At 61.5% G+C, this 25537-nt stretch carries 25 protein-coding genes; 10 read left to right on the forward strand and 15 right to left on the reverse strand.

Going from position 1 to position 25537, the window contains the following annotated elements; genetic code table 11:
• The first annotated feature begins 668 nt into the window (after nt 1–668).
• Complete coding sequence (locus P0D73_RS07795) at nt 669–956, forward strand: hypothetical protein (protein WP_408176089.1); 288 nt, start codon at nt 669–671, stop codon at nt 954–956.
• A 384-nt stretch (nt 957–1340) separates the two neighbouring features.
• On the opposite strand, the gene P0D73_RS07800 is transcribed toward P0D73_RS07795, so the two are convergent.
• Complete coding sequence (locus P0D73_RS07800) at nt 1341–1613, reverse strand: hypothetical protein (protein WP_132374139.1); 273 nt, start codon at nt 1611–1613, stop codon at nt 1341–1343.
• A 295-nt stretch (nt 1614–1908) separates the two neighbouring features.
• Between P0D73_RS07800 and P0D73_RS07805 the strand changes: the two genes are divergently transcribed.
• Nucleotides 1909–2628: a hypothetical protein gene (locus tag P0D73_RS07805; RefSeq protein WP_408430709.1), complete on the forward strand. Its 720-nt coding sequence runs from the start codon at nt 1909–1911 to the stop codon at nt 2626–2628.
• A gap of 126 nt (nt 2629–2754) precedes the next feature.
• On the opposite strand, the gene P0D73_RS07810 is transcribed toward P0D73_RS07805, so the two are convergent.
• Entirely contained in the window at nt 2755–3720 is a 966-nt protein-coding gene (locus P0D73_RS07810) for a GlxA family transcriptional regulator (protein WP_408430712.1), read from the reverse strand.
• Nucleotides 3721–3830: 110 nt separating this feature from the next.
• Between P0D73_RS07810 and P0D73_RS07815 the strand changes: the two genes are divergently transcribed.
• Entirely contained in the window at nt 3831–4124 is a 294-nt protein-coding gene (locus P0D73_RS07815) for a hypothetical protein (protein WP_408176085.1), read from the forward strand.
• Nucleotides 4125–4329: 205 nt separating this feature from the next.
• Here the strand turns inward: P0D73_RS07815 and P0D73_RS07820 are convergent, their stop codons facing one another.
• The 6 genes from P0D73_RS07820 to P0D73_RS07845 form a co-directional block, all read right to left on the reverse strand.
• Complete coding sequence (locus tag P0D73_RS07820; RefSeq protein WP_408430715.1) at nt 4330–5811, reverse strand: diguanylate cyclase domain-containing protein; 1482 nt, start codon at nt 5809–5811, stop codon at nt 4330–4332.
• Between the two features lie 471 nt (nt 5812–6282).
• The gene (locus tag P0D73_RS07825) at nt 6283–7062 is read right to left on the reverse strand and encodes an ATP-binding cassette domain-containing protein (protein WP_408176081.1); all 780 of its coding nucleotides are present in this window, start codon (nt 7060–7062) and stop codon (nt 6283–6285) included.
• On the reverse strand, nt 7059–8033 hold the full coding sequence (locus P0D73_RS07830; RefSeq protein WP_408287541.1) for an ABC transporter permease subunit: 975 nt from the start codon (nt 8031–8033) through the stop codon (nt 7059–7061). Before P0D73_RS07830 ends, P0D73_RS07825 begins: the two co-directional genes overlap by 4 nt.
• An 81-nt stretch (nt 8034–8114) precedes the next feature.
• The gene (locus tag P0D73_RS07835; protein ID WP_408430717.1) at nt 8115–9095 is read right to left on the reverse strand and encodes an ABC transporter substrate-binding protein; all 981 of its coding nucleotides are present in this window, start codon (nt 9093–9095) and stop codon (nt 8115–8117) included.
• A gap of 319 nt (nt 9096–9414) precedes the next feature.
• Nucleotides 9415–9897 (reverse strand): cupin domain-containing protein, encoded by a 483-nt coding sequence (locus P0D73_RS07840; RefSeq protein WP_408251057.1) that lies wholly within the window; start codon nt 9895–9897, stop codon nt 9415–9417.
• Between the two features lie 116 nt (nt 9898–10013).
• On the reverse strand, nt 10014–10961 hold the full coding sequence (locus tag P0D73_RS07845) for a LysR substrate-binding domain-containing protein (RefSeq protein ID WP_408176075.1): 948 nt from the start codon (nt 10959–10961) through the stop codon (nt 10014–10016).
• A 97-nt stretch (nt 10962–11058) separates the two neighbouring features.
• Here P0D73_RS07845 and P0D73_RS07850 point away from each other — a divergent pair, with 97 nt between their 5' ends.
• Together P0D73_RS07850 and P0D73_RS07855 are read left to right on the forward strand one after the other, a co-directional pair.
• A complete protein-coding gene (locus P0D73_RS07850) occupies nt 11059–13128 on the forward strand; it encodes an oxidoreductase (protein WP_408430720.1) in 2070 nt (689 codons plus the stop codon).
• A gap of 42 nt (nt 13129–13170) precedes the next feature.
• Nucleotides 13171–14760: an ABC transporter substrate-binding protein gene (locus tag P0D73_RS07855; RefSeq protein WP_408430722.1), complete on the forward strand. Its 1590-nt coding sequence runs from the start codon at nt 13171–13173 to the stop codon at nt 14758–14760.
• 129 nt (nt 14761–14889) lie between these two features.
• Here the strand turns inward: P0D73_RS07855 and P0D73_RS07860 are convergent, their stop codons facing one another.
• Entirely contained in the window at nt 14890–15312 is a 423-nt protein-coding gene (locus P0D73_RS07860; protein ID WP_408287556.1) for a hypothetical protein, read from the reverse strand.
• Nucleotides 15313–15607: 295 nt separating this feature from the next.
• Here P0D73_RS07860 and P0D73_RS07865 point away from each other — a divergent pair, with 295 nt between their 5' ends.
• Both P0D73_RS07865 and P0D73_RS07870 read left to right on the forward strand, forming a co-directional pair.
• Nucleotides 15608–16075, forward strand: a complete 468-nt coding sequence (locus P0D73_RS07865) for a GNAT family N-acetyltransferase (RefSeq protein ID WP_408176069.1) — start codon at nt 15608–15610, stop codon at nt 16073–16075.
• Nucleotides 16072–16746, forward strand: coding sequence for an FMN-dependent NADH-azoreductase (locus P0D73_RS07870; RefSeq protein ID WP_408310743.1), 675 nt, complete (start codon nt 16072–16074; stop codon nt 16744–16746). Before P0D73_RS07865 ends, P0D73_RS07870 begins: the two co-directional genes overlap by 4 nt.
• A 98-nt stretch (nt 16747–16844) precedes the next feature.
• Here P0D73_RS07870 and pdxR read toward each other — a convergent pair whose 3' ends face one another.
• Nucleotides 16845–18374, reverse strand: coding sequence for a MocR-like pyridoxine biosynthesis transcription factor PdxR (gene pdxR / locus P0D73_RS07875; RefSeq protein ID WP_408430725.1), 1530 nt, complete (start codon nt 18372–18374; stop codon nt 16845–16847).
• Between the two features lie 183 nt (nt 18375–18557).
• Here pdxR and P0D73_RS07880 point away from each other — a divergent pair, with 183 nt between their 5' ends.
• Together P0D73_RS07880 and P0D73_RS07885 are read left to right on the forward strand one after the other, a co-directional pair.
• Complete coding sequence (locus P0D73_RS07880; protein WP_408430727.1) at nt 18558–19310, forward strand: SDR family oxidoreductase; 753 nt, start codon at nt 18558–18560, stop codon at nt 19308–19310.
• A 385-nt stretch (nt 19311–19695) separates the two neighbouring features.
• Nucleotides 19696–20259 (forward strand): hypothetical protein, encoded by a 564-nt coding sequence (locus P0D73_RS07885; protein ID WP_408430730.1) that lies wholly within the window; start codon nt 19696–19698, stop codon nt 20257–20259.
• A gap of 71 nt (nt 20260–20330) precedes the next feature.
• On the opposite strand, the gene arsH is transcribed toward P0D73_RS07885, so the two are convergent.
• The 5 genes from arsH to P0D73_RS07910 form a co-directional block, all read right to left on the reverse strand.
• The gene (gene arsH, locus P0D73_RS07890) at nt 20331–21095 is read right to left on the reverse strand and encodes an arsenical resistance protein ArsH (RefSeq protein ID WP_408430732.1); all 765 of its coding nucleotides are present in this window, start codon (nt 21093–21095) and stop codon (nt 20331–20333) included.
• Nucleotides 21092–21517, reverse strand: coding sequence for an arsenate reductase (glutaredoxin) (arsC, locus tag P0D73_RS07895; RefSeq protein WP_408310732.1), 426 nt, complete (start codon nt 21515–21517; stop codon nt 21092–21094). Before arsC ends, arsH begins: the two co-directional genes overlap by 4 nt.
• The gene (arsB, locus tag P0D73_RS07900; RefSeq protein WP_408310729.1) at nt 21514–22599 is read right to left on the reverse strand and encodes an ACR3 family arsenite efflux transporter; all 1086 of its coding nucleotides are present in this window, start codon (nt 22597–22599) and stop codon (nt 21514–21516) included. The genes arsC and arsB overlap by 4 nt, the downstream gene beginning before the upstream one ends.
• Nucleotides 22600–22704: 105 nt before the next feature.
• Nucleotides 22705–23037, reverse strand: coding sequence for an ArsR/SmtB family transcription factor (locus P0D73_RS07905; protein ID WP_132374118.1), 333 nt, complete (start codon nt 23035–23037; stop codon nt 22705–22707).
• A 146-nt stretch (nt 23038–23183) separates the two neighbouring features.
• A complete protein-coding gene (locus P0D73_RS07910; RefSeq protein ID WP_408430735.1) occupies nt 23184–24038 on the reverse strand; it encodes a TetR/AcrR family transcriptional regulator in 855 nt (284 codons plus the stop codon).
• On the opposite strand from P0D73_RS07910, the gene P0D73_RS07915 reads away from it, so the two are divergent.
• Nucleotides 23982–25523: an FAD-dependent monooxygenase gene (locus tag P0D73_RS07915; RefSeq protein WP_408430738.1), complete on the forward strand. Its 1542-nt coding sequence runs from the start codon at nt 23982–23984 to the stop codon at nt 25521–25523. The two genes, P0D73_RS07910 and P0D73_RS07915, sit on opposite strands and share 57 nt — an antisense overlap.
• Nucleotides 25524–25537: the final 14 nt, after the last annotated feature.

Raw genomic sequence — 25537 nt, forward strand, 5'->3', positions numbered from 1 at the left:
GTTGCTGGTCACGTCCGCGTAGGAGGAAATCATGCCCTCAACCCCGACCACACGCCCCATTCACCGGCCAGGAATTCCGGACCATCCCGTCCGCGGGGTTACGCCGGGCACACGGTCGCCGGCTCCTAAACCTGCGCCACGCACCAAGGTCGATCTTCCGGATGCTGCGGAAGCGGAGCCGGTGCCGCACGAGCATCTGCCGCCCAGGTCGGATGACAATTGAGCGCCCTGTGCGTTTGGCGTAGTGCCACCCGCCGCGTTCCATTGAGCCGACCTGGACAAGCATGCAGAGCTCGGCGGCGATTACAACGCGGCGGCCACTTCGGGATCCGCACGTGGACGTGCGTTGCAGTCGGCGAAACGAACGGCCAGGTCGGAGATCGCTCGGACTAAATTTTTTTTGCAAACCTGGCGTCTTTTCCAGAACCAGAAGCATCGCTGACAAGTCTCACGGATACCCTTGTGCATATCGCTGGCCCCTGCTCCGCGCGGCCAGTTCGACCACGAATGATCTATAACGATATGGCGTCGCAGAGTCGACGGGCTGCGTGCTGCCCGGCCAACCGACCCTGAAGTCGGCAATTCACCCGCGGAGGTTTAGCGAATACAGCCTGACGAATCCATGCGTTGTCTGTTCGAATCGCGCTTAGCAGGTATTGGAGGCAATCATGAAGTACGAGTACGGCGGCTGGGTCATTGACGCAACCCCGGATTTTTCGCTTGGTCAGTTCTTCGCGCATGCGCGGATCATCCGGGCGTCGCCTGACGACGATGTGGACACGGAAATGCACATCGAGCGCAATCTCGCCTGGTTCGAAACCGAAGACGAGGCAATCGAGGTCGCGCGGCAATGGGCGATCGATTGGATCGACGCGCGCGACGATAACCTCACCGTCACGAAGGCTGCTTCATTGAGCCGGCAGAACGATATGTCGGCGAAGGCCCCGGCCAGATGAAACTCCGCATACCGTGGTTCTGATGCCGGACGACTGACTGGCCCTGTGGCCATTGCGCAACGCCGTCGCCAGCGATGACCCAGGCTCGCTACACGGCAGACGCGGCAATACGGCCGCTCGCAAATACTCAGACGAGACACCTGATTGCTTCAGAAACGCGGATGTGTAGGATGGAATCAACGTCAGCGCTCCATGCGCGGCGTGTGTTTTCAGGCCGCAGCGATGTCTGCGGCTTTTTTTCGTTCAGGAATCTCGCCAGCATTTGCACGAGTCGTCCGGCGGCTTTGACTTCGAGGGTACAGACGATACAGGCGATACAGGCGATACCAAAGGGCCGCCACAGGAACAATCCGCCAATCAGAACTGTTCAGTAACGAACCGTCGTCAGCGTGCGAACGTGTCGTCCACTACGCGCTGCCCGGCGCTATACCCTGCCATGAGCGCCTCGGCCTGTGTCGGGAAGGGTTGCTGGATGGTTGCCCCGAGGCGGATCGGAGCAACCACGGGGCGCGTTGCGCCCACCGCGCCCATCGTTCTGACCTGCACGACGGCGACGAAGCCGCGCGGGGGCAGCAGCGTGACGCTGCCCGCGGTCTCCCACACCGGCTCCAGCTCCACGGTGACCTCAAAGCCTTTGTACCCGTAGATTCTTTTCATTGATGATCCTGCGTGTTCTGCCCGGCCCTGAAACCGTGGAATGCCCCTGCTGGAAAGTGTACATCGCAGTTGCAGCATGGAGGCGAAGGGAATTTCCGAATAGTTCCTGCCGCAATATCAGGTTCGAAAACTGTTGCCGTTCTGACCGGGTTGGGGACCGCTTCACATGGGCTCAGAGCCTGTGTGCGATGGACGCGGAGAGCACACGCGTCATTCACATCATCCGCTTGACGGTCCTCTATTTGCGCGCACACTGCATATCTACGGTGACTGCCTCCAGCAAAGGAGACCAACCATGACCAAGCCTTTTCAGCAGTGGAAAGTCTTGCCGCACGGCAAGCTCACAGAAGTCGACGAAAACGTTCTCACCTTGACCGGCGAACTCCATATGCCGCTCACCGACCTCCCGCGACGTATGACGGTGGCGCGTTTGAACGACTCGCGACTGGTCATATTCAGCGCAATTGCGCTCGATGAACTCGAGATGCAAGCGCTCGAAGACTACGGGCGCCCCGCCTTTCTGGTGGTGCCCAACGACCATCATCGGCTGGACGCAAAAATCTGGAAAGAGCGCTACCCGTTAATGCAGGTCGTTGCGCCCGAAGGGTCGCGGGCGAAGGTGGAAGAAGCGGTGCACGTCGACACGACGGACCCCGGCTTCGGAGATCCGAACGTGCAGTTCGTCACGGTCCCTGGAACGCGTGGACATGAGGCGGCGCTCGTCATCCGCACGCAGAACGGCACGACGCTGGTATTGAACGATCTGGTCGGCAACATTCGCCATGAATCCGGGTTCGGCGGCTGGTTCCTGCGCATGATGGGGTTCGCGGGAGACGAACCGCATATTCCGAAGCCGGTGAAGCTGATCCTCGTCGCGGATAAAGAGGCGCTGCGCGCTCAGCTTCTGGAGTGGGCGGAACTGCCGTCGCTGAAACGCATTCTCGTGTCGCACGGTTCGCCCATCGAAGATGATCCGAGCCAGACTCTGCGCGCTCTGGCGAACTCGTTGGCGTAACGCAGAAGCGCACAACAGCAGCGGCGTGCGGAACGCTACTGCGCCCGGAAGCGGACTCTTACCCACGACGGTGCGTGGCCGCCCGAACCACAGCGATTTCCACCTCGAATACCGAAGTGAGCGCCGTCAGCGCAGGTCGGCGCGAAGATCGCGCACTCCCCGTCCCAGGCGCTGACGCAAAAGTGTTCGTAACGTCGCTCCGTCGACGTAACCTACCTCGGCAGCGATGGCGTCGAGGCCGAGACCGCTGCCGTGCAGGAGAGACTGCGCACGTTCGACACGTAGATCCTGGAAGTAGGCCAGCGGCGATTTGCCGAGCACCTCCTGACACCGGCGTTGCAATGACCGCGCGCTCGTCGCCAGCGCGTTGGCGGCTTCCTGCAGCGAGAACCCGGCCTTGAGATGGTCTCGCGCCCACCGTTCGAAGCGAAGAATAAGCGGATCCGCCTGCGCCAGATGGTTGGGAATGATGTAAGGCGCCTGCGAGGAGCGAATATCGGCTAGCAGGTAACGGGAGACGACGGTCGCCAGTTCGGGGCTAGCCTTGCGTATCAACCACAGGGCGAGATCGAGATGCCCCATCGCCGCGCCGGCCGTCACGCCCACGTCTGTCGGCACCAGCATGCGAGACTCGTCGAGCAAAACATTTGGATAGCGTTGCCGAAATAGCGGACCGAGCCACCACGTGGTCGTCGCTTCCCGGTGATCGAGCAGTCCGGTTTCCGCCAGAAGGAACGTCCCGATGCAGGACGCGGCGATACGCGCGCCTTCAGCATGCCATTCCACCAGTTGCGCCTTGGCTTTCCTCACGTCCGGTCGATCGAGAGCTGGGATCAGTTGCTCCGGCGTTCCGGTATTCAGTGCAGGAACGATGACCCAGTCCGGCTTCAAGTCCGCGGTGACTGCGTGCACGGGTATGACCAACCCTTGTCCGGACCGAACCCTCTTTCGCACGCCGACGATCGACACATCGAAATAAGGTGTTCCGCCCATTTGCAGGGCTGAAAATTTATTGGCGAGCGTGAACGCGTCGAGCAGGACGGTGAGCCCGGTGTCGAACAATCCATCAAGGGCAAGTATGGAAATGCGCATGGCGTAAACGACCCTAAAGTTGGCATTTACGACGATACCGGTTTTTCTGCCCGACCGCTACAGTGATCCCCGTTGCACATCCCAATGAAGATTGACTCAGGAGGTCACTCATGAAAGTTTTCGCTATTGGATCGCTCGTTCAGCCGCTCACGCCAGACCAGCGCCAGCAGATCATGCCGAAGGAAGTTCCCGACACGCTCAAGCTCTACCTCGATGGCAAGATCGAACAGTTCTGGTTCCGTGAGAACGCGGCCGGCGTGATCTTTCTCATGGAAGTCCAGTCGGTCGAACACGCCAAGGCGGCAGTGGATGCGTTGCCGCTCACCGCTTCTGAGCTGATGAAGTTCGATCTGTTGCCCGTCGGCCCGCTCGCTCCGCTTGGCATGCTGATTCAAGGCAAGTAAGCATTGCCATGAACGGCGATCCATCTCAGCTTCGTGATCCTAACGAGCAATCGAATAAGGTTGCGCTGGCGATGGATCGCCCGCTTCGAGGAGCCGATCCAGAAAGATACCCAGCATGCACGACTTGATTAAGTCTTCGATCGAAGCTCACGGCGGCCTCGCGTGGTTTTCGAGTCGGTCCCTCTTGCCACGCGCAAGGGAAGACTCACCCGGCAAGAATGCGGTCTGTGCTTGAATCTATTCGATAAGCGGGATCGCGATTCTTGGCTTGGTACATCGCGAAGTCCGCCTTCCTGATGAGTTCACACGAGTCCTCACCCGCATTCAGAATAGCAATACCGAAGCTCGCACCGACCGTCTCAACACCCCAACGTGAATTCAGGGGAGCCTGCAGAGCAGCCGTCAATTCGGTGACCATCTGTTCGACTACGTCGGTTATAGCGTCAGTCGTGAGTACAAGAAGGAACTCATCTCCGCCGAGGCGCCCTACTACGCCACGCTCCTGTACGGTAGCCTGGAGGCGCGCCGCCACCATAGCCAGAACTTCGTCGCCGCACTGGTGGCCGTACGTATCGTTGAGGTCTTTGAAGTTATCCAGATCGACAAAAATGACAGCGACTTTTCCGACCGCGCCCGGTGCCGCGATCGCCTCGTCGAGCAGGTCCACAATTTTGCCGCGGTTCGGTAAATCAGTCAGCCGGTCCGTTTGAGAAAGACGCCGCAATTCTTCTTTACCGTTGAGGAGTTTGACGATCAGAGCAGTAATCCAGGTCGATAGTGCCGCGAGCATCACCGTGATGGTCGCGGCCATCGTCACATACACGCGACGCATCCTGTAGTAATCGTCCAGCGCCTCGTCGACGGAAAGGCCGGCGACGACGGTCAAACCATATTTCTCGAGATGGCGGCTAGCTACCACACGTTCGACATGATCGATCGGATCGGAGAAGTCGGCCAGCACCGTCTTGCCGAGTGGAACATAGCTACTCGGCAGCGCCTCACCAGACCGGCTCGGTGAATTACCCGCACGACGCGACAATATGAACCCACGACCGGACAAAACGGCAATCATGCCCCGCTCGCCCAGTGCGGCATTGTTGTAGAAGCCATCGGTCAGATAAGCCGGATCTTCCGAGACGATCACTACCCCGCCGAAACCTCCGTCAGGGCGATCGATACGGCGGGTTGCCTGAACGGACCACTGCCTGGAAATACGTCCGATCACAGGCTGGCTGATGAAGAGCCCAATGTTGGCAGGGGAAAGGTGGACCCGGAAATGTTCCCGGTCCTTGAGATCAACCGTCCCCGAAAATGGCAAAGTCGATGCAATCACGCGGCCGTCGGCACCCGCAATGGTGACCTGTAGTGCCGTGTCCGCGGTAATCAGCCCGTAGGCACGATACGCTGCCAGATCGAAGGTTTGCGGCGTACGTTCGTATCCGTATTTGACCAGCAACGCGATCTCGTCGACATCGTGGACGGTCTTCAACGTATGGGTTTCTAAAGCATCGGCCAGCGTGCGGGCAGCCACGCGCGTGTCGCGCATCACGGAAGCTTTCTCGACCTGCAAGCGCAACAGTATGGTTACCCACAAGATGCCGAGGACCAGAACGGTCAGCGCGGGCACCAGAACGAGCGCGTGGCGGGAGGATCTGATGCTGTTCGTGGCGTAAATTGTTCGATCCATGGTTCATTTTCACACTACACAGGCGAACGCGAATCTCTCAGTGCACCGAAAGTAACGGGCCGGGCGTTTCTTAGGTCGCGCAATGCTTTAACGACAAACCTCGCAAAAAGTTTATTGTTTCTGGCGAAATAAAAAAGGACGATCGTATTGTCTGATGAAATAGATGAAGTGCTATACGCGGTAGACTGAGTATCCAATCGTCGGTCGATGACGGCTGCTCCGCGACTGGCACGCCCGGAGCCTAAACTTGGAACAGTCGCGATTCCCTTTTGGCAAGCGAGAAACTTTATATTCCATTGAATTCCGACAACTCAAATATTCCGCTATAAATCAATTATCCAATGGAATGATTTTTCCATTACCAAATAACCTCCCGCTGCCGTGGCGAGCGACTCAATAACGAAACTGTCGTCGCTCCGGATTCGGGAATGTGTCGCCCGATCCGCGCCGATTTGTCCGCCGGCGCATCGCTCAGTGGCCCGATCCCCGCGTATTAGTGCTCGCGTACGTATCGCCGACGATCAGATGCACGATCTCATCGCCGTTAGTCCCGGCCACGAGCCGCTCGCCGGCGACCTCACCGCGCCGCAGCACGACGATGCGATCGGCAATGGCAAAAATGTCGTGAAGATTATGCGAGATCAGAATCACGGACACGCCTTGGGCTTTCAGCGCGGCGATCAATTCCATGACCTTGCGTTGTTCGGGTACGCCGAGCGCGGCAGTCGGCTCGTCCATGATCAGAACACGCGCATTCCAGTAAATGGCGCGGCCGATCGCAATCGCCTGCCGCTGGCCGCCGGAGAGCATCTTCACCGGACCACCGAGCTTGCGCTCGGGAATCACGATATCGAGGCGCTCGAGCACTTCGCGTGCGACCTGCGCCATGCGCGGCCGGTCGATGACCTGAAGCCCGAATTGCCGGCGCGTCGGCTCGCGTCCGAGGAAGATATTGCTGCCGACATCGAGGTTGTCGGCGAGCGCGAGATCCTGATAGATCGTCTCGATCCCCTGCGCGCGAGCATCCTGCGGGTCGCGCAGCTGCAAGGGTGAGCCGTTGAACAGCAAGTGGCCCGCGTCGGCATGGTAGACACCGGAGAGGATCTTGATGAGCGTCGACTTGCCCGCGCCGTTGTCGCCGGCGAGCGCGAGCACTTCGCCCGCCATCAGTTGCAGCGAGACGCGCCGCAACGCCTCCACTCCGCCGAAGCGGATCGAAATATCGCGCGCCTCGAGGATCGGGGTGCTCATTGGGCGCCTCCGAGACGTTCCTTGTACTGATCGATCAGCACCGACATGATGATGACGATGCCGACCACGATGAACTGCCAGAACGCGTTGACGTCGATGAATACCAGTCCGAACTCGATCACCGCGATGATCAGTGCGCCAATCAGCGTGCCGATGACATTGCCGGTCCCGCCGAATAGACTCGCCCCGCCGATCACGACTGCCGCAATCGAGTCGAGCAGCATTGGCTCCCCGGCGTTGGCAGCGCCCGCGGCAAAGCGCGCCGTATAGACGATGCCGCCGACAGCGGCAAACGCAGCGGCGATCAGATAGATCACCAGCAGATGACGCCTGACATTGATGCCGGCGCGGATCGCCGACTGTGGATTGCCGCCGATTGCATAGGTGTACTGGCCGAACCGCGTCTTCGACAGCACGACATGCATCACGACCAGCAAAACGGCGGTCAGCGCCACCGGCGTCCAGCCGCGCCCGAGCCACGCGAGGCCGGCATTGTCCACCGCCACGGTCATGCCGCTGCCCGCCGCCAGAAAACCCACACCTCGTGCGACACCATACATGCCGAGCGTGCCGATGAAGGCGGGCACACCGAGCCGCGCAATCAGTACGCCGTTGACGAGCCCCGGAATCGCGCATACCCCGACGGTCAGGGGAATGGAGAACAGCAGGATCCACGGCGAGCCGCTGCCCAGTAGCGTGAATTGCGCGACACACACGGCAGCCAGCCCCATCACAAAACCTACCGACAGATCGATGCCCGCCGTGATGATCACGAACGTCTGGCCGATCGCGAGCAGTAGCGGCGCGCTGGCCGCCAGTCCGATCGACTGCAGGTTGTAGGCGTTGAAGATGAACGAGCGATGATCCGCAATCCGCGCCCAGACTTCGAAAAACACCAGTAGCGCACACAGGAAAAGCCAGGGCCAGAGCCTGCTGATCAGTGCGAGCCTGTCGAGCCGTGAGTTGTCCATCGAGTCGTCCGGGAAATCGGAAATGACGTGCGTGCGCGCTGCGGCGCACGCCGGGATAGGTCCTCGTTCGACAGCGCTTGGCTAGTTCGAATAGATGTACTTCTTCATGTCAGGCTGATCGATGTTCGTCTTGTCGAGCACCACGAAGCCGGTGCTCTTGAAGGGCGGAATCTTCTTGCCGCGAATCACGTCTGCCGCGAACTTCACACCGTAATAGCCGATTTCATCCGGGCGCTGCGCGATCGCGATATCCACGAGGCCGCTTTTGATCTGCTGGTCGATGCCAGGCACGGCGTCGAACACCACCACCTTGACAACGCCCTGCTTGCCGGCCGCCTTGACGCCTTGGGCGGCGCCGCTGCCGGAGAACGTGTTGGCACCGAACACGCCGGCAAGGTCGGGGTTGCGCGCGAGCACCGCGGCGACGTGGGATGCAGCGCGGTTCGCATCGTCCTCGTTATATTGCGTCTGCAGCACCTTGATGTTCGGGTGCTTCTTCATCTCGTCGAGGAAACCCTCGGCACGCGCATCGGTACTCGATATGCCCGGCTTGTTGTTTTCGCAATAGACCGTGCCCTTGTCGCCGATGGCCTTCGCGAGCGAGCGCGCCGCCACGCGCCCGCCTTCCAGGTTATCCGAAGCAATGTAGGACAACGGGAAATCCGCGTCGCCCTTGCCGGTCTGATAGTGGCCGTCGCCGATATACGTATCGACCGTGATGACCTTGATGCCGGCGTCGGCCGCTTCCTTCAGCGGTCCGATCAGTTGCTGCTTGTCGACCGGTGAAACCAGCAGGACATCCGGGCGTTTGGCAATGAACGCCTTGAGGATCGGCACCTGCTCGGTGGTGTTCCATGCCTTCGGCACCTGGAATAACAACTGGACGTGTTCTTCGTTTGCGGCCCGCTCGGCGCCGCGGTGCATCGTGAAGTAGAAAGGATCGGTGACGCCCGGCAGCAACGCGACGACGGGATGCGCGGCATCCGCATACGCCGGCCCCGTGAGCGAAGATGCAACGATCGTTGCAAGTGCAATCAGATAGTGGGAAACGTTGCGCTTCATTTTTGTCTTCCTCCTGTTGAGTCCGACGAACGGCGCCTGACCTGACTCGTTCTGACTTCCCGAAGTGACGGCGTCCGGCAGTTGGCCAGTATACTGACGAGCGTCAGGAGCGACCCTGGTGTTTTCCTGCATCGTTTCCGCATAGTCGCGCTGATGGGCCGGGATTGCCCTGTGCCGTGGCTGCGGTCTCGCCTACCAGGCGCCGCGTCGGCGGCGCAGCCTTGCGGCCTGTATGGTGGTGTCTCACGGCGCCAGGTCCCGGCGATTCGAATCGATCGACCTTGAGGCAATGCCGTGCCGTCCGCCAGCACGCACGCGGTCAGTCCGGCATGCCATTGTGATCACCGATCGGCCTGATCGGCCAGTCCGTCCAGCGGTCCGCGCGCGTCAGTTCGTGCGCTTCGTTGAGCGGATACCGGATACGGTTGTCTTCGCGCGGCCGCTCACCGATCACCATCAGCCTGACTTCGTCATCGGTATTGTTGATGAAGGTGTGGCAGATACCGGTGCCGGCCGGAAACGCCACCGAGTCGCCTTCAGCAAGAGCATGCAGAACGCCGTCGATCCAGACATCGGGCTTGCCATGAAGCACGTAGACGAACTCCTGTTCGGTGCTTTCGGCGTGCGGATATGAAGTGCGCCGACCCGGCAGAAGCCTCACATGATGAATGCCGATCCGCGTAATACCCATCGCGGCGGAGAGTGGCGCGTCAAGGCCCATCGGCTCGGAATCGCCGCGATAGCAATGCGCATGGGGTTCTTCCAGTTCGGTCCAGTGTTTGATGAAATCGGGGCGACCCATCGCTTTCTCCTTGAGGACGAAAAACGATGATAACGGGTTACCGAGAGTTCGACGAAACGCCGTCATTCGCCGCACGGGCGCTGATCGACTCTCACGTTCGGCCCGTGCTGCCAGCATCAATTCAATGCGCCACTCCTTATCCGTTCCAGCGACGCCAGTATCGGCGCGACCTTCGCCAGCTCTGCGCGCATCTCGTCGATCAGCCATTGGGACACCTTGCGCACCGATCCCGATGGCTCGCGCGTACGGCATTCCAGCACGTAATTGCAACCCGTCTCCACCAACCGGTCCGACGCCGGCACGACCGCCCCTGTATTGAGCGGCGCGGCGACCGCGAGGAGCCAGCCGAGCAGCGCCCCGTGCCCGAGCATGGCGCCCTGCAGCGCGAGGCCCGGATCGGAGTAGCTGGCGTGTTTCGCGGATGCATGGTTCATCACCCGCGTCAGCTCGAAATAGTCGGCCCACGTATGCGTCGTCGGCTCGAGGTGAATCAGCGTGTGGCCGCCCGCCTGACGCGGCGCGTCGAGGGGGCCGTGCTCCGCGAGATAGCCCGGGCTGCACACGGCGATGATCAGCTCCGGACAGAAACAGAGCGCATCGTGCTCGGAACCGGGCTTATGCAAACGAATGCCGAGATCGGCACCGTCGAGCGGACCGTACAGGCGGCTTGCCATCACTTGCAAGCGCAGGTTCACCGAAGGAAACGCATGCTGAAAGCGCTCGAGGCGCGGCAGCAGCCACTGCGACGCGAACCCGCTGGAGATGGAGAGCGTGACCGTCTCGCTCTCTTCCTTGCGGCTCTTCAGTTCGGTGATCGTGTCGCTCACCTGGCCGAAACCCAAGGCCACCGCGACGTGCAGTTTCGCGCCCTCGTCGGTGAGGGCCAGTCCGGTTTTTGTGCGCGCGAACAGCTGGAAGCCGAGCGCGTCTTCGAGACGCGCCACCATGCGGCTCACCGCGACCGGCGTCACGTTCAGTTCGAGCGCCGCACGCGTGAGGCTCATGTGACGCGCGGCGGCCTCGAAAACGAGCAGCGCCTGAAGCGAAGGAAGTCTAAGTCCCATCTGCTAACACCATGTTATCCACGTTGACGAACATGTAAATTGACGCGCTTTCAGGGCAACTCTACTTTGTCGGCAGACCCATCGAAAGAGTCCCGACATGACAGAGCACAACGCGGACGAAGCGCGGCCAGCCGCTTCGTCTGATCCCTTGCTGCAACCGCTGACGCTCAAGCACCTGGTGCTGAAGAACCGCGTGATGAGCACGAGCCACGCGAGCCGTCTCATTCAAAACGAATTTCCGCAAGAAGTCTATCAACGCTATCACGAGGAAAAGGCCAAGGGAGGCATCGGGCTCACCATGTTCGGCGGCTCGTCGAACGTGAGCATCGACAGTCCCAACACGTTCCAGCAGATCAACATGGGCGTCGACGAAGTCGTCCCGCATCTGCGGCGCTTCTCCGAACGCGTGCACGCCCACGGCGCCGCGCTGATGTGTCAGATCACCCATCTCGGCCGGCGCGGCGATCCGTACGCCGAACCGTGGCTGCCGATGCTCGCGCCGTCGCCGCGCCGCGAAACGCTGCATCGCACGATCCCGCAAGCGATGAGCGAGCACGACATCAAGCGCATCGTGGCCGACTTCGGACGCGCGGCGCGCCGCTGCCTGGAAGGCGGGCTCGACGGCCTGGAGACGCATGCGGGCGGCCATCTGATCGGGCAGTTCCTCAACCCGGCCGTCAACCTGCGCAGCGACCGCTATGGCGGCTCGGCCGCGAACCGGTGCCGCTTTGCGATCGAGGTTCATGAGGCGATCCGCAAGGAAGTCGGCGATGCCTATCCAGTCGGCTTGCGCTTCGCGCTCGAAGACGGCTGCAGCTTCGAAGAAAGTCTGGAAATGGCCCGCATCCTGCAACAGAGCGAGCTTTTCGACTTCTTCAACGTGGTCTACGGACGCATGGACACGAAGATGTCGCTGGTCGTCAACAGCATGCCCGGCATGTTCATGCCGTCCGCGCCGTGGCTCTCCAAGGCCGCTGCGTTCCGGCGCGCGGTGCGGCTGCCGGTCTTTCACGCCGCCAAGATCGCCGATCTCGCCACCGCGCGCTATGCGATCGGCGAGGGCCTCATCGACCTGGTGGGCATGACGCGCGCGCACATCGCGGAGCCGCATCTCGTGCGGCTCATCGAGACGGGCCGCGAGGAGGCCGCGCGCCCTTGCGTCGGCGGCTCGCATTGCCGCAATACGAAGGCGACCTGTATCCACAACGCGGCGACCGCGCGCGAAACCTTCCTGCCGCACGACATTGCGCCGGCCGCGGCGCCTCGCCATGTGCTGATCGTCGGCGCGGGGCCGGCCGGACTCGAAGCGGCGCGCGTGTGCGCGAGCCGGGGCCATCGGGTCACGCTGCTCGAAGCGGCCGACCGCGCAGGCGGACAAGTGCTGCTCGCGGCATCGGGAAGCTGGCGCAAGGATCTGATCGGCATCGTCGACTGGCGTCTTGCCGAACTGGAGCGGCTGGGGGTCGACATCCGCTACAACCAGTACGCCGAACTCGGCGACGTACTCCAGGAGCGCCCGGACGTGGTGATCGTGGCGACCGGCGGCACGCCCGATCTCGACGCGCTGCCGGGCGGCGAATCGTGCCGCTCGGTGGTCGATGCGTTGTCGGATACACCGCCGCGAGCCGGCCGCGTGCTCGTCTACGACGGCACCGGCCGTCATAACGCCTATCTATGCGCCGAGCGCTTCGTGTCGGCGGGACTCGACGTGCGCCTCGCCCTGCTCGACGCGTTGCCCGCGCAGGAAACCGGCGGCAAGGGCGACGACCTCGTGTGGATGCGCAACCTCGAAAAGTGGCAGGTGCCGGTGCGCGCCCATCTCGAACTCGTCGAAGTGCGGCGCGAAGTGCGGCAGGACAACGCGGGCATGCTGCGCGCGATCTTCAGGCATCAGTTGACCGACGAACTCGTGGAGCTGGAAGCGGAGCATGTGGTCGTCGAACGCGGGACCCTCGCCGTGGACGATCTATTCGAGGCCGCCCGCGTGCACTCGGTCAACGACGGCCAGATTGACCTCGCCGCATTCGCCCGCGGAAACGCGCAGCCGGTCTTGCAGGCGGCAAACGGCGACGCGCAGTTCCATCTTTACCGGATCGGCGACGCGGTGGCGTCGCGCGACATCCATACAGCGATCTATGACGCGTATCGCCTCTGCGTCGCGATGTAGGCGAACACCCTTCCCGCTCGATCAGAACTCAAAGGACAGACCATGGCCATGCCTCCCGACAGCGATAATCCCGACCTCGAACGCAGGCGTGCCGTGAAAACGCTTCTCGCGGCCGGCGCCGCCGCAACCGCAGGCTGGTCCGCATGGGCCGGCGCGGCCACGACCGCGACTGCGGCCGCCGTTGCGAAGCCGCGTCAAGGCGGCATCCTGCGCGTCGCGACGGCCAACCAGTCGCAGTCCGATTCGCTCGATCCCGCGAAGGCCTCGCATACCGCCGACTACTCGCGCATGTTCATCTTCTACAGCGGCCTGACCGAGTTCGACAGCAACTTCAAGGTGCAGAACGCACTCGCCGAGTCGTTCGACACCAGCGATCACAAGCGGTGGACCGTCAAGCTCAAGCCGAACGTGCATTTTCACGACGGCAAGCCGCTCACGGCGGACGATATCGTGTTCTCCCTCTCGCGCCACAAGGACCCGATGACGGCGTCGAAAGCCAAATCGATTGCCGATGCCATCGACTCTGTCAAGGCGACAGGGCCGCTACAAGTGGAGATCGTGCTGAACGCGCCCAACGTCGATCTGCCCGCGCTGCTCGCCGTGCCGCATTTCGTCATCGTCGCCGCCGGCACGAAGGATTTCTCCAAGGGCAACGGCACGGGTCCGTTCGTCTGCAAGGAATTCATGCCGGGCGGCCGATGCGTCGGCACGCGCAATCCGAACTTCTGGAAGCCGGGACTGCCGTATCTCGACGAAGTGCAGCTCGTCGGCATCGTCGACGATGCCGCGCGCCTGAACGCACTGCTCGCCGGCGATATTCAGCTCGTCTCGCCGGTGCCCGCGCGGGACGTCGAGCGCCTCAAGCGCGCCGGCGGCTTCGGCGTGCTCGAAAGCCAGTCGGGTCTCTACACCGATCTCATCCTGCGTCAGGACGCGACGCCCACCCGCAACCCCGAATTCGTCCAGGCGATCAAGTCCCTGCATGATCGCGAGCGCATTCAAAAGACACTGCTGCGCGGCTATGCGACCATCGGCAACGATCATCCGGTTCCCGCGTGGCACCCGTACTATCTCGCGGGACTGCCGCAGCGCACTTACGACCCCGACCGCGCGAAGTCGCTCATCAAGAAAGCCAATCTGTCCGGCACGGCGGCGGAAATGGTGGCGCCGCCTTCGATCGAATCCGCACTCGATTCCGCGCAAATGTTGCAGCAAGCCGCGATGCAGACCGACCTCAAACTCGACGTGCGCCGCGTGCCCGCTGACGGCTACTGGTCGACGCACTGGATGAAGCATCCAATGACCTACGGCTCGATCCTGCCGCGGCCGACGCTCGATCTGCTCTACACGCAATTCTTCAAGTCGGATTCCGTGTGGAACGAGTCTGGCTGGAAGAATGCGCAGTTCGACGAGCTTCTGGTGCAGGCGCGCCAGGAGAAGGACGAAACCAGGCGCAAGCAGATGTACGGCGATATGCAGACCATCGTCTACGAGAAAGGCAGCATCATCATTCCTGCGTTCATCAACTTCATCGACGCGCATAGCAGCCATGTCAAAGGGCTGGCCGGTTCGCCTTCGGGACGCTTGATGGGCTACCGCTTTGCGGAATTTGCCTGGCTCGACGCTGCGTGATCGAGCGTTCGCGGGTGCCGTAACTGGCCTCGCGAATGCCAGCGGCGCCAAAGACAATGCTCGCACGTTCGACGAACCTGCCTCCGCAAAAGGGAGGCGTCACGGAGGGAAGTGATCGCGCCTCGTCACTCAGAAGCGATTGGTATAGGAGATCGCGACGGTGTGGCCGCGCGCATCGCGACTGAGGGTGATGGCCCAATTGGTCAGCAATGCCCCCGACAACGCGCCCGCCAGGTCCGCAACCAGATCCTTGTAGGAAAAGCCGCTGCTACGGCAGGTGCCGTCGATGCCTTCCTTGATCAAGCCAGGTACCGTGCCGATGAGCGTGCCGTAAATGACGGGATGCTCGGTGTCGCGTGTCAGATAAGCGCCGAGCGCACCGAAAGGCGCCGAGACCGCGAAATGCTTCAGCTTGTCGCTTTGAAACCAGCCATCCGATGTTTGAAAGCGGTATCCGCCGCGTCCGCCGTCGCAGTCCACATCGGCGTGCGCGGCAGCACTTGCCGCGAGCATGATCGCGAGTGAGATGCCGTGTCCCCATGTTGTCAACATGTGTTACTCCCCGTTTGTTTTTTCGATTTGGTTTTTTCGGGGACGCGCACCGAGCCAGTACCCGTATTGCGCCGTCACCCAGTCCTGAGTTCTACAGAGACGATGCGCAGCACAATGTGCGCCGGATGACTAAACTTCCGCCATGTGTGTGTGCTGTGCCGCAGATATGGACGCCGTTCGGCTATCTGGCGGCACACCGCATGCGCCGGATGGCTCGGTCGAATTGTGGATTCTTGGCTCTGTTGACCGAGCCGTGCGCGGGGTATCGTGAGCATCGTTCCCTGTGGAGACACACATGCCCGCCTCGCTTCGCTTCGTTCACCTCGACACGCCCGATGCGCTGCTGCCCGCATTCGACGTCATGCGCCAGTTGCGCCCGCACCTGACGGACGCGCCCTCGTTCGCCGCGCAGGTGGCCAGACAGCATGCCGAAGGCTATCGCCTGCTCGCTGCGTCCGACGCGGGCAGCATCGTCGGCCTCGCCGGTTATCGCACGCTGACTAATCTGCTGTATGGCCGCTTCGTCTATGTCGACGATCTGGTTGTCGATGGCAGCCTGCAGCGTGGCGGCGTCGGCGCGCAACTGCTCGACGCGGTACGGCAGATTGCGCGCGAAGCCGGCTGCGCACAATTCGTGCTCGACACGGGCCTGCACATGCCGCTTGCGCAACGCTTCTATTTCCGCAATGGACTGCTCGCTCGCGGCATGCACTTCGTCGAACCGCTCGCCTCTCTTTCCCATCCTGCCGGACTAACGTCATGAGAATTTTGCTGCTCAATGCCAGCCCGCATGGCGAGGCGAGTCACGGCTACCGTTTCGCCGACGAGATCGTCGGCATGCTGCGCCGGCACGCCACACCCGCTGCATCGGCCATCCAGGTGATCGAACGCGACCTGGCAGCCGCACCGCTGCCGCCCGTCGCCCGCGACTATGCCCGCGCTGTCACGTCGCGTACGCCGGATAACGCGCAATTCGACGTCTCGGAGCAACTGATCGGTGAAATCGAAACGACGGATGCGCTCATTATCAACACGCCGATGCACAACTTCACGGTGCCGGCAGCGCTCAAGCTGTGGATCGACTACACGCTGCGCATTCATCGCACGTTCGCCTCTACGCCGGAAGGCAAGGTCGGACTGATGCGCGACCGGCCGAGCATCGTGATCGTCGGTTCGGGCGGCGTGCATAGCGGCGAACGCGCGCGGCAGCCGGATTTCCTGACACCGTATCTGCGCTACGCGCTCGGCTCGATCGGCATCCAAAGCGTGCAGTTTCTTCTCCTGCAGGGGCTCGTAATGGGCGAAGCAACGGTGGCCGAAGCGCTCGATGCGGCGCGCGCCCAACTTACCGGAGATGCAGTGTTCGCCTCGCTCGCCGCGCTGGCGGCCGGCGAAGCGACGGCGACGGCTGGTCCGGCTGCGCGGAGCGCATAGAGCACGCGGACGGAAAGCGTTCCGAGAGCGCTCTTGTCGCATCGTGCGAAGGCGTGCCGCGCCGCGCCAATTCGCGATCTGGAGACATACCCCGCGCGTCAGCCGTCCAGACACGCACGCAACGTTCGCGCGAGACGGCCTGCTTCATCCGCATCGGTAATGTTAGCGAAGCCCATCACGAGGCCGCGCAGCGTGCGCCGCGCGCGGCCATTCGCGTACCAGATCGAAAGCGGCAGCACCGCGAGCCCCGCCTCGCGGGCGCGCGCGGCGACGGCGACATCGTCGACCGGGCCATTGGGGCCTTCGGCGAACTGCACTGCGAACTGAATTCCACCTGGCGGCAAATCGACAATCAGCCGTTCGCCAAACGCCTGCTCTAGCGCGCGCACGATCAGCACGCGCCGCTCGGCGTACAACGCGCGCATGCGCTTCAGATGCCGCGCAAAATGCCCCTGCCCAATGAAATCCGCCACGGCGGCCTGCAATAGCGTCGGCGATCCGGCGTTCATGCTGCGCGCCACCCGCCCGACGCGCTCGACGGCCCGCTCCGGCACCACCACATACGCGAGCCGCAAACCGGGAAACATCACCTTGCTGAACGTGCCGCAATAGATCACGCGATCGCGCCGGTCGAGGCTCTTTAAAGCCGGCAAGGGCCGGCCCAGATAGCGGAACTCGCTGTCGTAGTCGTCCTCGATGATCCAGCGGGACGCCTTGCCTGCCCAGTCCAGCAGCGCCATGCGTCTCGCGAGCGACAGCGTGTGCCCAAGCGGGCTTTGATGCGACGGCGTGACCATGGCGAAGCGCGCCTGCGCATCCAGCAGTGTGCCGCGCTCGACGTCGATCCCTTCGCTATCCACCGGCACCGGCACGAGTTGCACGCCGGTCTCGGCGAGAAAACCGCGCGCCAGCAGATAGCCGGGATCCTCGAACCACACGCGATCGTTCGGGCGGGCGAGACTGCGCAACACGAGTTCGAGCGTCGCACGGTAGCCGCCGGTCACCAACACCTGTTCCGGCAGGCAGGTCACGCCGCGCGACAGCCCGAGATAGGTAGCGATATGTTCGCGCAGCGGCCGGTAGCCGGCCGGGTCCGGATACGCGAGCATCGCGCGTGCGCCGCTGCGCGCGCGATGCGCAACGAGCCGGTTCCAGACCTTGGTTGGAAACGCGTCGAGCGCGGGCAGCCCGGGTTGCAACGGCCTTGGCTCGCCGCTCATGGTGACGGTGACGGCCAGCTGGCGCGCCGCCACTTGACCATCGCGCGATTCAATTGGCGTCCGCGGCGTCGCGGCACCTTCAGCGCCTTGACTGCCGCGAGCATCCTGAACACCTTGCGCACGCGACGAGCGCATCACCGATGCCGGCAGCGACGGCGATACGAACGTGCCCGCCGCGCCGCGCATCTGCAGGTAGCCCTCGTCGACGAGGATCGTGTAGGCGAGCTCGACCGTGCCGCGCGCCGTGTTCAGCTGCGTGGCGAGGCCGCGCAGCGCGGGCACGCGATCGCCGGGACGCAGATGTCCGGCGGCGATCGCGGTCCTGAAGCGCTCGCAGATCTGCAGATAGATCGGCAACTGCTGCTGTCGATCGATTTCGATGGTCAAAGCGGGAGTCGGTACGGTCATGACGGTATCGCGGGCAAGGTGAGCGGCAAACGGGCTGGACTAGTCGGGTCGATAATTCTTGGCACTTTTCGATCGAGCATGATTCTTCCACAATGGCCTCACGCGATGCGACGGCGGCGAACACTTTTACGCGATACGCCACTCGCCCCGCGCGTTCCTTTACTCTCTTCTGGAGAATCTGCCATGAAAATCGTCGTAATCGGTGGGTCCGGCCTGATCGGATCGCGTCTCGTCGCGCTGCTCAGCGAGGCGGGCCATGAAGCACTCCCCGCGTCGCCGCGTACCGGCGTGAACAGCGTGACGGGCGACGGCCTGAGCGACGCGCTCGCGGGCGCGGACGTCGTCGTGGATGTGACGAACGCGCCGTCATGGGAGCCGCAAGCGGTACTCGACTTCTTCCGCACCTCGGCGCGCAACCTCGGCAAGGCCGAAGCGGCTGCAGGGGTGCGCCATCACGTCGCGCTATCGATCGTCGGCTGCGACCGCTCGCCGGAGAACGCGTATTTCACGGCCAAGGTCGCGCAGGAAGAGGTGATCAAAGCCGCGGGCGTGCCGTACACGATCGTGCGCGCGACGCAGTTCATGGAGTTCATCGGCGGTATCGCGGATTTCAGCACGGACAGCGGCACCGTGCGCATCGGCGAAGGACTGTTTCAGCCGATCGCCGTCGACGATGTCGTGGCGAACCTCGCGCAGGTCGCACTCGCTGCGCCGCTGAACGGCACGGTCGACATCGCCGGCCCAGACCGCGCGCCCTTCGCGGAAATCATCGCGCGTTATCTGAAATCGGTGGGCGACGCGCGCCCGGTGGTGACGGATCGCGCCGCGCGGTACTACGGCGGCCTCGTCGAGGAACAATCGCTCGTGCCGCTCGGCGACGCGCGGATTGGCCGCGTCGGTCTCGAGCAGTGGCTGGCGCAGGCTAAAAACGGTTGATTGCGGGTTTAAGCGAAACCTGAATCAACGCGTCTACATTTGCGTTGATCGGAGCCGTCCGCTCAATCGGCGTTGGAACCGAATTAAAATTTTTTGGGTAAAGCATCATTCGAGAGTTCCTGGCATCACGCTTTGCACGCGTCGATCTTCTTCGTGCGAAATCCCTCTGCGATGCGCAATGCCAGGTGGTTCCTTTTTCAGCCCACGCCGTGAGCGCTATGAATGTAAGTTGAGGACGAGCGATCGGTTTAAAGCAGCGCACCTGGAATAAACAGACGCCTCGAGTGTTCCGTAAACGTCGAGGCTTCAGAAGAAACCGTCTCGTTTTGAGACGGCGCGCTCAATCCTCGCCTAAAGTTCATATCCATTTCGCTGGGTGACAAAAATGCCGAATGTGAAGAAGCACTACACGATAGAAGAAGCCATGGGAGCGATTGATCGTAGCAACGGTCACGAACTGACAAACGGGCCAGGCTCACCCCGCCCTGTCGGACAAGTACCTGACGGTCGAATCCCTTACAACAATACCGGAAAAAAGCAAGGGCATGAATACATGCACCGGGGACACATCGAGCAACGAAATCATAGTGGCGATCACCCGTCAGGCCTCGTTACGCTTAACCCGCTCCAAAAGAATATGCTGAAAAAGAGCCGTACCGAGAATCGGTATACGTCCGCCCGGCTCACTCAATATCTGCTGAACAGCACACAGGGACAACAAGCGCTCGACGAGTTGGACAATAACTTCGGTAACCCGCAGAAATGGATCCAAAATATTCCGGTAACAGACGGCACAATTTACGGGTTTGAGCAAAACGGCGACGTGCCTAAACAGGTTACGAGCGCTGCGATCAATATTCGCAAAATCGGCGGCGAGTTATTTATCGCCTCCGTCTATCCAATGGGATTTTCCGGCGAACGGAATTACGAGTTGGATACCTTTTTCTGATCTCGATTGAAGGCAACGGCTGCTGCGGATTGCCTGGCGCCGGCATCGGTTCTTCGCGATCCTCGCAGATGTCACTCAGTTTCGCTGTCGTCGGTGTCCGCATTGGCGGGCACCGTTTCCTGATTCATGGCGGCGGCTGCCAGCGTCGTTGCAAGCTCCGGGTGCGCTTCCTTGCGCTCGCTATAGCGATCGTTCAGGTAGTCGGAGCGGTCACGTATCAGTAGCGTAAACTTGTACAGCTCTTCCATCACGTCGACGACGCGATCGTAATACGACGAGGGCTTCATCCGGCCATCCGCATCGAACTCCTGCCACGCCTTCGCCACCGAGGACTGATTCGGGATGGTCACCATCCGCATCCATCGGCCGAGAATGCGCAACGCGTTCACCGCGTTAAACGATTGCGATCCGCCGCACACCTGCATCACCGCGAGCGTACGGCCCTGCGTGGGGCGAACACCACCGCTTTCAAGCGGTAGCCAGTCGATCTGGTTCTTGAATACGGCCGTCAGTGTTCCGTGACGCTCCGGGCTGCACCACACCTGCCCTTCCGACCACTCCGAGAGTTGGCGCAGTTCGACCACCTTCGGATGATCGGCTGGCACGCTGTCCGCAAGCGGCAAGCCGTGCGGATCGAACACCCGCGTTTGCGCGCCGAAATGGCGCAGGATGCGTTCGGCTTCCAGCGCGAGCAGCCGGCTGTATGACGTGGGGCGCAGCGAGCCGAAGAGCAGGAGGATTCTTGGGGGGTGCTGCGAAGCCGTGCGGGGTTCGAGTTTCTGCAGATCCGGCGAGTCGAGGTGCGGTGCGCTGAGGTTGGGCATATCCTGCGTCATTTGAGGAGCCTCCGGCCTTCGCTATCGACGACCTGCTCGCCGTCCTCTTTGGCGAACGAGCCTCTCTGCCCGGCAGGCAGGATCTCGAGCACGACCTCGGAGGGCCGGCACAGGCGCACGCCAAGCGGCGTAACAACAAACGGACGATTGATCAGAATCGGGTGCTGCATCATGGTGTCGAGCAACTGCTCATCGCTCAGGGACGCGTCGCCCAAGCCAAGGTCGGCGTAGGGCGTACCCTTTTCACGCAGCGCGGCGCGGACCGTCAAGCCGGCGCGAGAAATCAGCCCCTTCAGTGTCTTCCGATCGGGCGGCGTCCTGAGATACTCGATGACTTCGGGCTCGATCCCGGCATTGCGGATCATCGCCAGCGTGTTGCGCGACGTGCCGCAATCGGGATTGTGATAGATCGTGACGCTCATACATTTTGCCCCTTGATGCCGTGTTTCGCTTCGTACCAATGCTGCGAGCGGTTGACCACGCCGACGACGAATAACATCACCGGCACTTCGATCAGCACGCCGACTACAGTCGCCAGGGCCGCGCCTGAACGGAAACCGAACAGGCTGATTGCCGTGGCGACCGCAAGCTCAAAGAAATTGCTCGCGCCGATCAGACTGGACGGCCCCGCCACGCAGTGCGCGACACCGAGCCGCCGATTCAACAGGTACGCGAGGCCCGAATTGAAAAACACCTGGATCAGGATCGGCACCGCGAGCATGGCGATCACGAGCGGCTCCTCGACGATCGCCTGCCCCTGAAAGGCGAACAGCAGCACGAGGGTCGCGAGCAGTGCGCTGATCGAATAGGGACCGAGACGCGCGACCGCCTGGCGGAAATGCGCGTCACCTTCGGCGAGCAGCTTGCGGCGCAGCAGTTGCGCGAGGATGACCGGGACCACGATGTATAGACCAACCGAGATGATCAGCGTATCCCACGGCACCGCGATCGCAGACAGGCCGAGCAGGAGTGCGACGAGCGGCGCGAACGCCACTATCATGATGGAGTCGTTTAGCGCCACTTGTGAGAGCGTGAAATACGGATCGCCCTTGCAGAGTTGCGACCATACGAAGACCATCGCCGTGCAGGGTGCGGCGGCCAGCAGGATCAGGCCGGCGATATAGCTGTCGATCTGATCGACGGGAAGCAACGGCGCAAACACGTGGCGGATGAAGATCCAGCCGAGCAATGCCATCGAGAACGGTTTGACGAACCAGTTCACGAACAGCGTGACGCCTATGCCGCGCCATTGGCTCTTAACCTGGGTCATGGCGGCAAAGTCGATCTTGACCAGCATCGGGATGATCATCACCCAGATCAGCACACCGACCGGAAGGTTGACCTGAGCCACTTCCATTGCGCCAATCGACTGGAAGAGCCGGGGTAATAATTGGCCGAACAGAATGCCGCCCACAATGCAGAGAGCGACCCAGACCGTGAGGTAACGCTCGAAAAATCCGATCGTCGGCCGTGCGCCGCCGTTCGCCGTATCAGTGCCGCTCATTGGCTTCCCCTGTGGACTTCTCGCCAATCGCGCGCATTTCTCGCAGTGGCGCTGCGCTAAAGCACATAGTCATCTCGGCCAACTCCACATGGATGTGCATCCGTTTCATGGTTTGTCTCCGCAGCAGCTGACGATGTTGCTTGCCGCACAGGTTGCACCGGCGCAGCAGTTCTCCGTCAGGAAAGCGATCAAGCCCGACATGGCGTCGAAGTTCGCCGTGTAGATGATGAAACGCCCCTCCTGTCGCGGCTTCACCAGGTCTGCATGTGACAGGTCCTTCAGGTGGAAGGACAGGCTGGAAGGGGAAAGCCCAAGCTGCTGAGCGATTTCGCCGGCAGCCATGCCATCAGGGCCGGCCACAACCAGCAGACGGAAGATCGCAAGGCGCGATTCATGGGCGAGCGCGCTCAAGGCGCGTACAACGAGGTTTGAGTCCATGCCCGAACAATAAATCATCCATTTCCATATTTCAAGGATTGTTGAAATGAAGATCGGATTCAGGCGAATGGCACTCGATAGCCGAGCGGAGGTCGCGCACGCGAACGTCCACCAGCGCCCGCTCGAGTCGCAGGGTCAGCGCCTGGTCAGCGACCGTGCGATGACTCGATACCGCTGAGGATGAGATCGATCCCGGCGAGAAAATCGACCCGGTCGTCGTGAACGCGCAACTGTCCGGCGAGGCTGCGTGCGAACGGATACTCATTCGGATCGAGCTGGGACCATACGGTCGCCATCGCGTCCAGGAAGTCGGATCTGTCGACGCCTCGCGTCCGGGCGAACTGCGTGTTGGCGGCGTTCTGTCCAGCGACGCCAAGGATGTAATGCAGCAGCGCGGACACCGCTGCCCACTGGTCTTCATCGGGCACATCAAGCGCGCGAACCTGCTGACCCAGGCATTCGACAATGCGCACCATGGGCAACTGCCCCGCCACACGTGTGAGCGCCGAGCCAACCCACGGATGCGCGTCGATCGCGTCGAACATGCCCAGCGCGAGGGCGCGAATTGTCGCCTGCGGTGTCGCGCCGGCCACGCACGACGCCATCGTGCGAGCGACGATCGCGTCGCAGGCGGCGGTCAGCAGATCGCTCTTGTTCTCGACGTGCCAATAAATGGCGCCAGCACCGGTGGCAAGCCGTTCGGACAGGGTCCGAAATGTCAGTCCGCTTTCTCCACTGCTGTCCAACAGCACGATCGACGCCTCGATGATGCGATCCCGCGAGAGCGATTCTTCTCGTCGCTGAGGGCTACGTGGAGTGTTACGTGAATTTTTGGTCATGCCGCATCTTGACACATTTGGAATGTCGTTCCAATATCGTGGAATGACGTTCCATACCCATCTGCGGGGTTCCGGGTGGCGGCCTCCAACATCGAAGGAAGCAGGATGAATAATCCAGTCACGGTCAACCGCAAGCAATCCGCACAGAATCAATCTATTCACGACGTGATCATTTCCGGCGCAGGCCCTGTAGGCTTATTTCTCGCCTGTGAACTGGCTTTGGCCAAATGTTCCGTCCTGATACTGGAAAAGACGGAGGATCCGCACTCGCCATTGAAGCAGCTGCCTTTCGGCATACGCGGACTCTCCGCGCCAACTATTGAAGCGCTTTACCGTCGTGGATTGCTACAGGAACTTGAGATCCATAAACGCCTCAAGAATCCCCACCAAAACTCCGGCGAAGGGTCGCGTCGTCAGGTGGGACACTTCGCCGGCATTCCGTTTCATGACGGCGATATTGACACCTCTCAGTGGACGTATCGCCTGCCGAGTTCGACCGCAACCAGTTTGATATCCGAAATGGAAGAGCTTGAAGTGGTGCTGTCTCGCCGCGCAGAAGCCTTGGGCGTCGAAATCAAGCGCGGGTTTCCCGTTACCGACTTTCATCAAGCCGAGGACGGAGTCACTGTTCAGTGCGGAAACCAGACTTTTGAAAGTCAATGGCTCGTGGGTTGCGATGGAAGCCGCAGTGTTGTTCGCAAGGCAGGCGGTTTTGAATTCGTCGGTACTGAGCCAGAATTCACCGGCTACACGGCTAAAGTCGACATTGCCGATCCGGAGAAGCTCAAGTCGGGCCGAAACGTGACACCCGCAGGCATGTACTTGCAATCGCAGCCCGGTTACCTGGTGATGCAGGATTTTGATGGCGGCGCATTTCATAGCGCAGGAACGCCAATCACGCGAGAACACGTGCAGGAAGTTCTACGCCGCATCTCGACCACCGACGTGAGTATCAATGCTTTGCACATCGCGGCCACGTGGACGGACCGGGCACGCCAGGTAACAACCTATCGCAACGGACGGGTTCTTTTAGCTGGCGATGCCGCGCACATTCATGCGCCGCTTGGAGGCCAAGGGCTCAATCTTGGCCTCGGCGACGCCATGAACCTGGGCTGGAAGCTCGCCGCCACCATCAAGAGGAAAGCGCCGGAAGGCTTGTTGGACAGTTATCAGACGGAACGACACCCGATCGGTGCACGGGTTCTGGACTGGTCACGCGCCCAGGTCGCAATCATGAGACCCGACCCACAAGCCCGCGCACTAAATGCAATTATCCGCGACCTGATGAACACGCGCGATGGTGCCACCTACTTTGCAGGAAGGGTGTGGGGCGTTTTCACAAACTACAATCTTGGTGGCGGCCATCCCCTCGTAGGCCATAGCGTTCCCAACTTTGAGTTCGAAGACGGCGCAACAATCGGTGAGCTAATGCGCGATGGCCGAGGCGTACTGCTTGATTTTGACAGCAACGCTTCGCTCAAAACTTTGGCGAACTCAGATGACGATCGAATCAAGTACGTTTCTGGCCGGGCGAAAGAACAATCGGGCTTGAGCGCTGCACTGGTACGTCCTGATGGGATTATTGCCTGGGCCTCTGACAACGACCCGGATTACAGCGAACTCCAAAAAGCCGCGGCTCGCTGGTGAAGGACGGAATCAGA

This window comes from Paraburkholderia sp. RL18-101-BIB-B (assembly GCF_046026985.1).
In the GTDB taxonomy this organism is placed as follows: Bacteria; Pseudomonadota; Gammaproteobacteria; order Burkholderiales; family Burkholderiaceae; genus Paraburkholderia.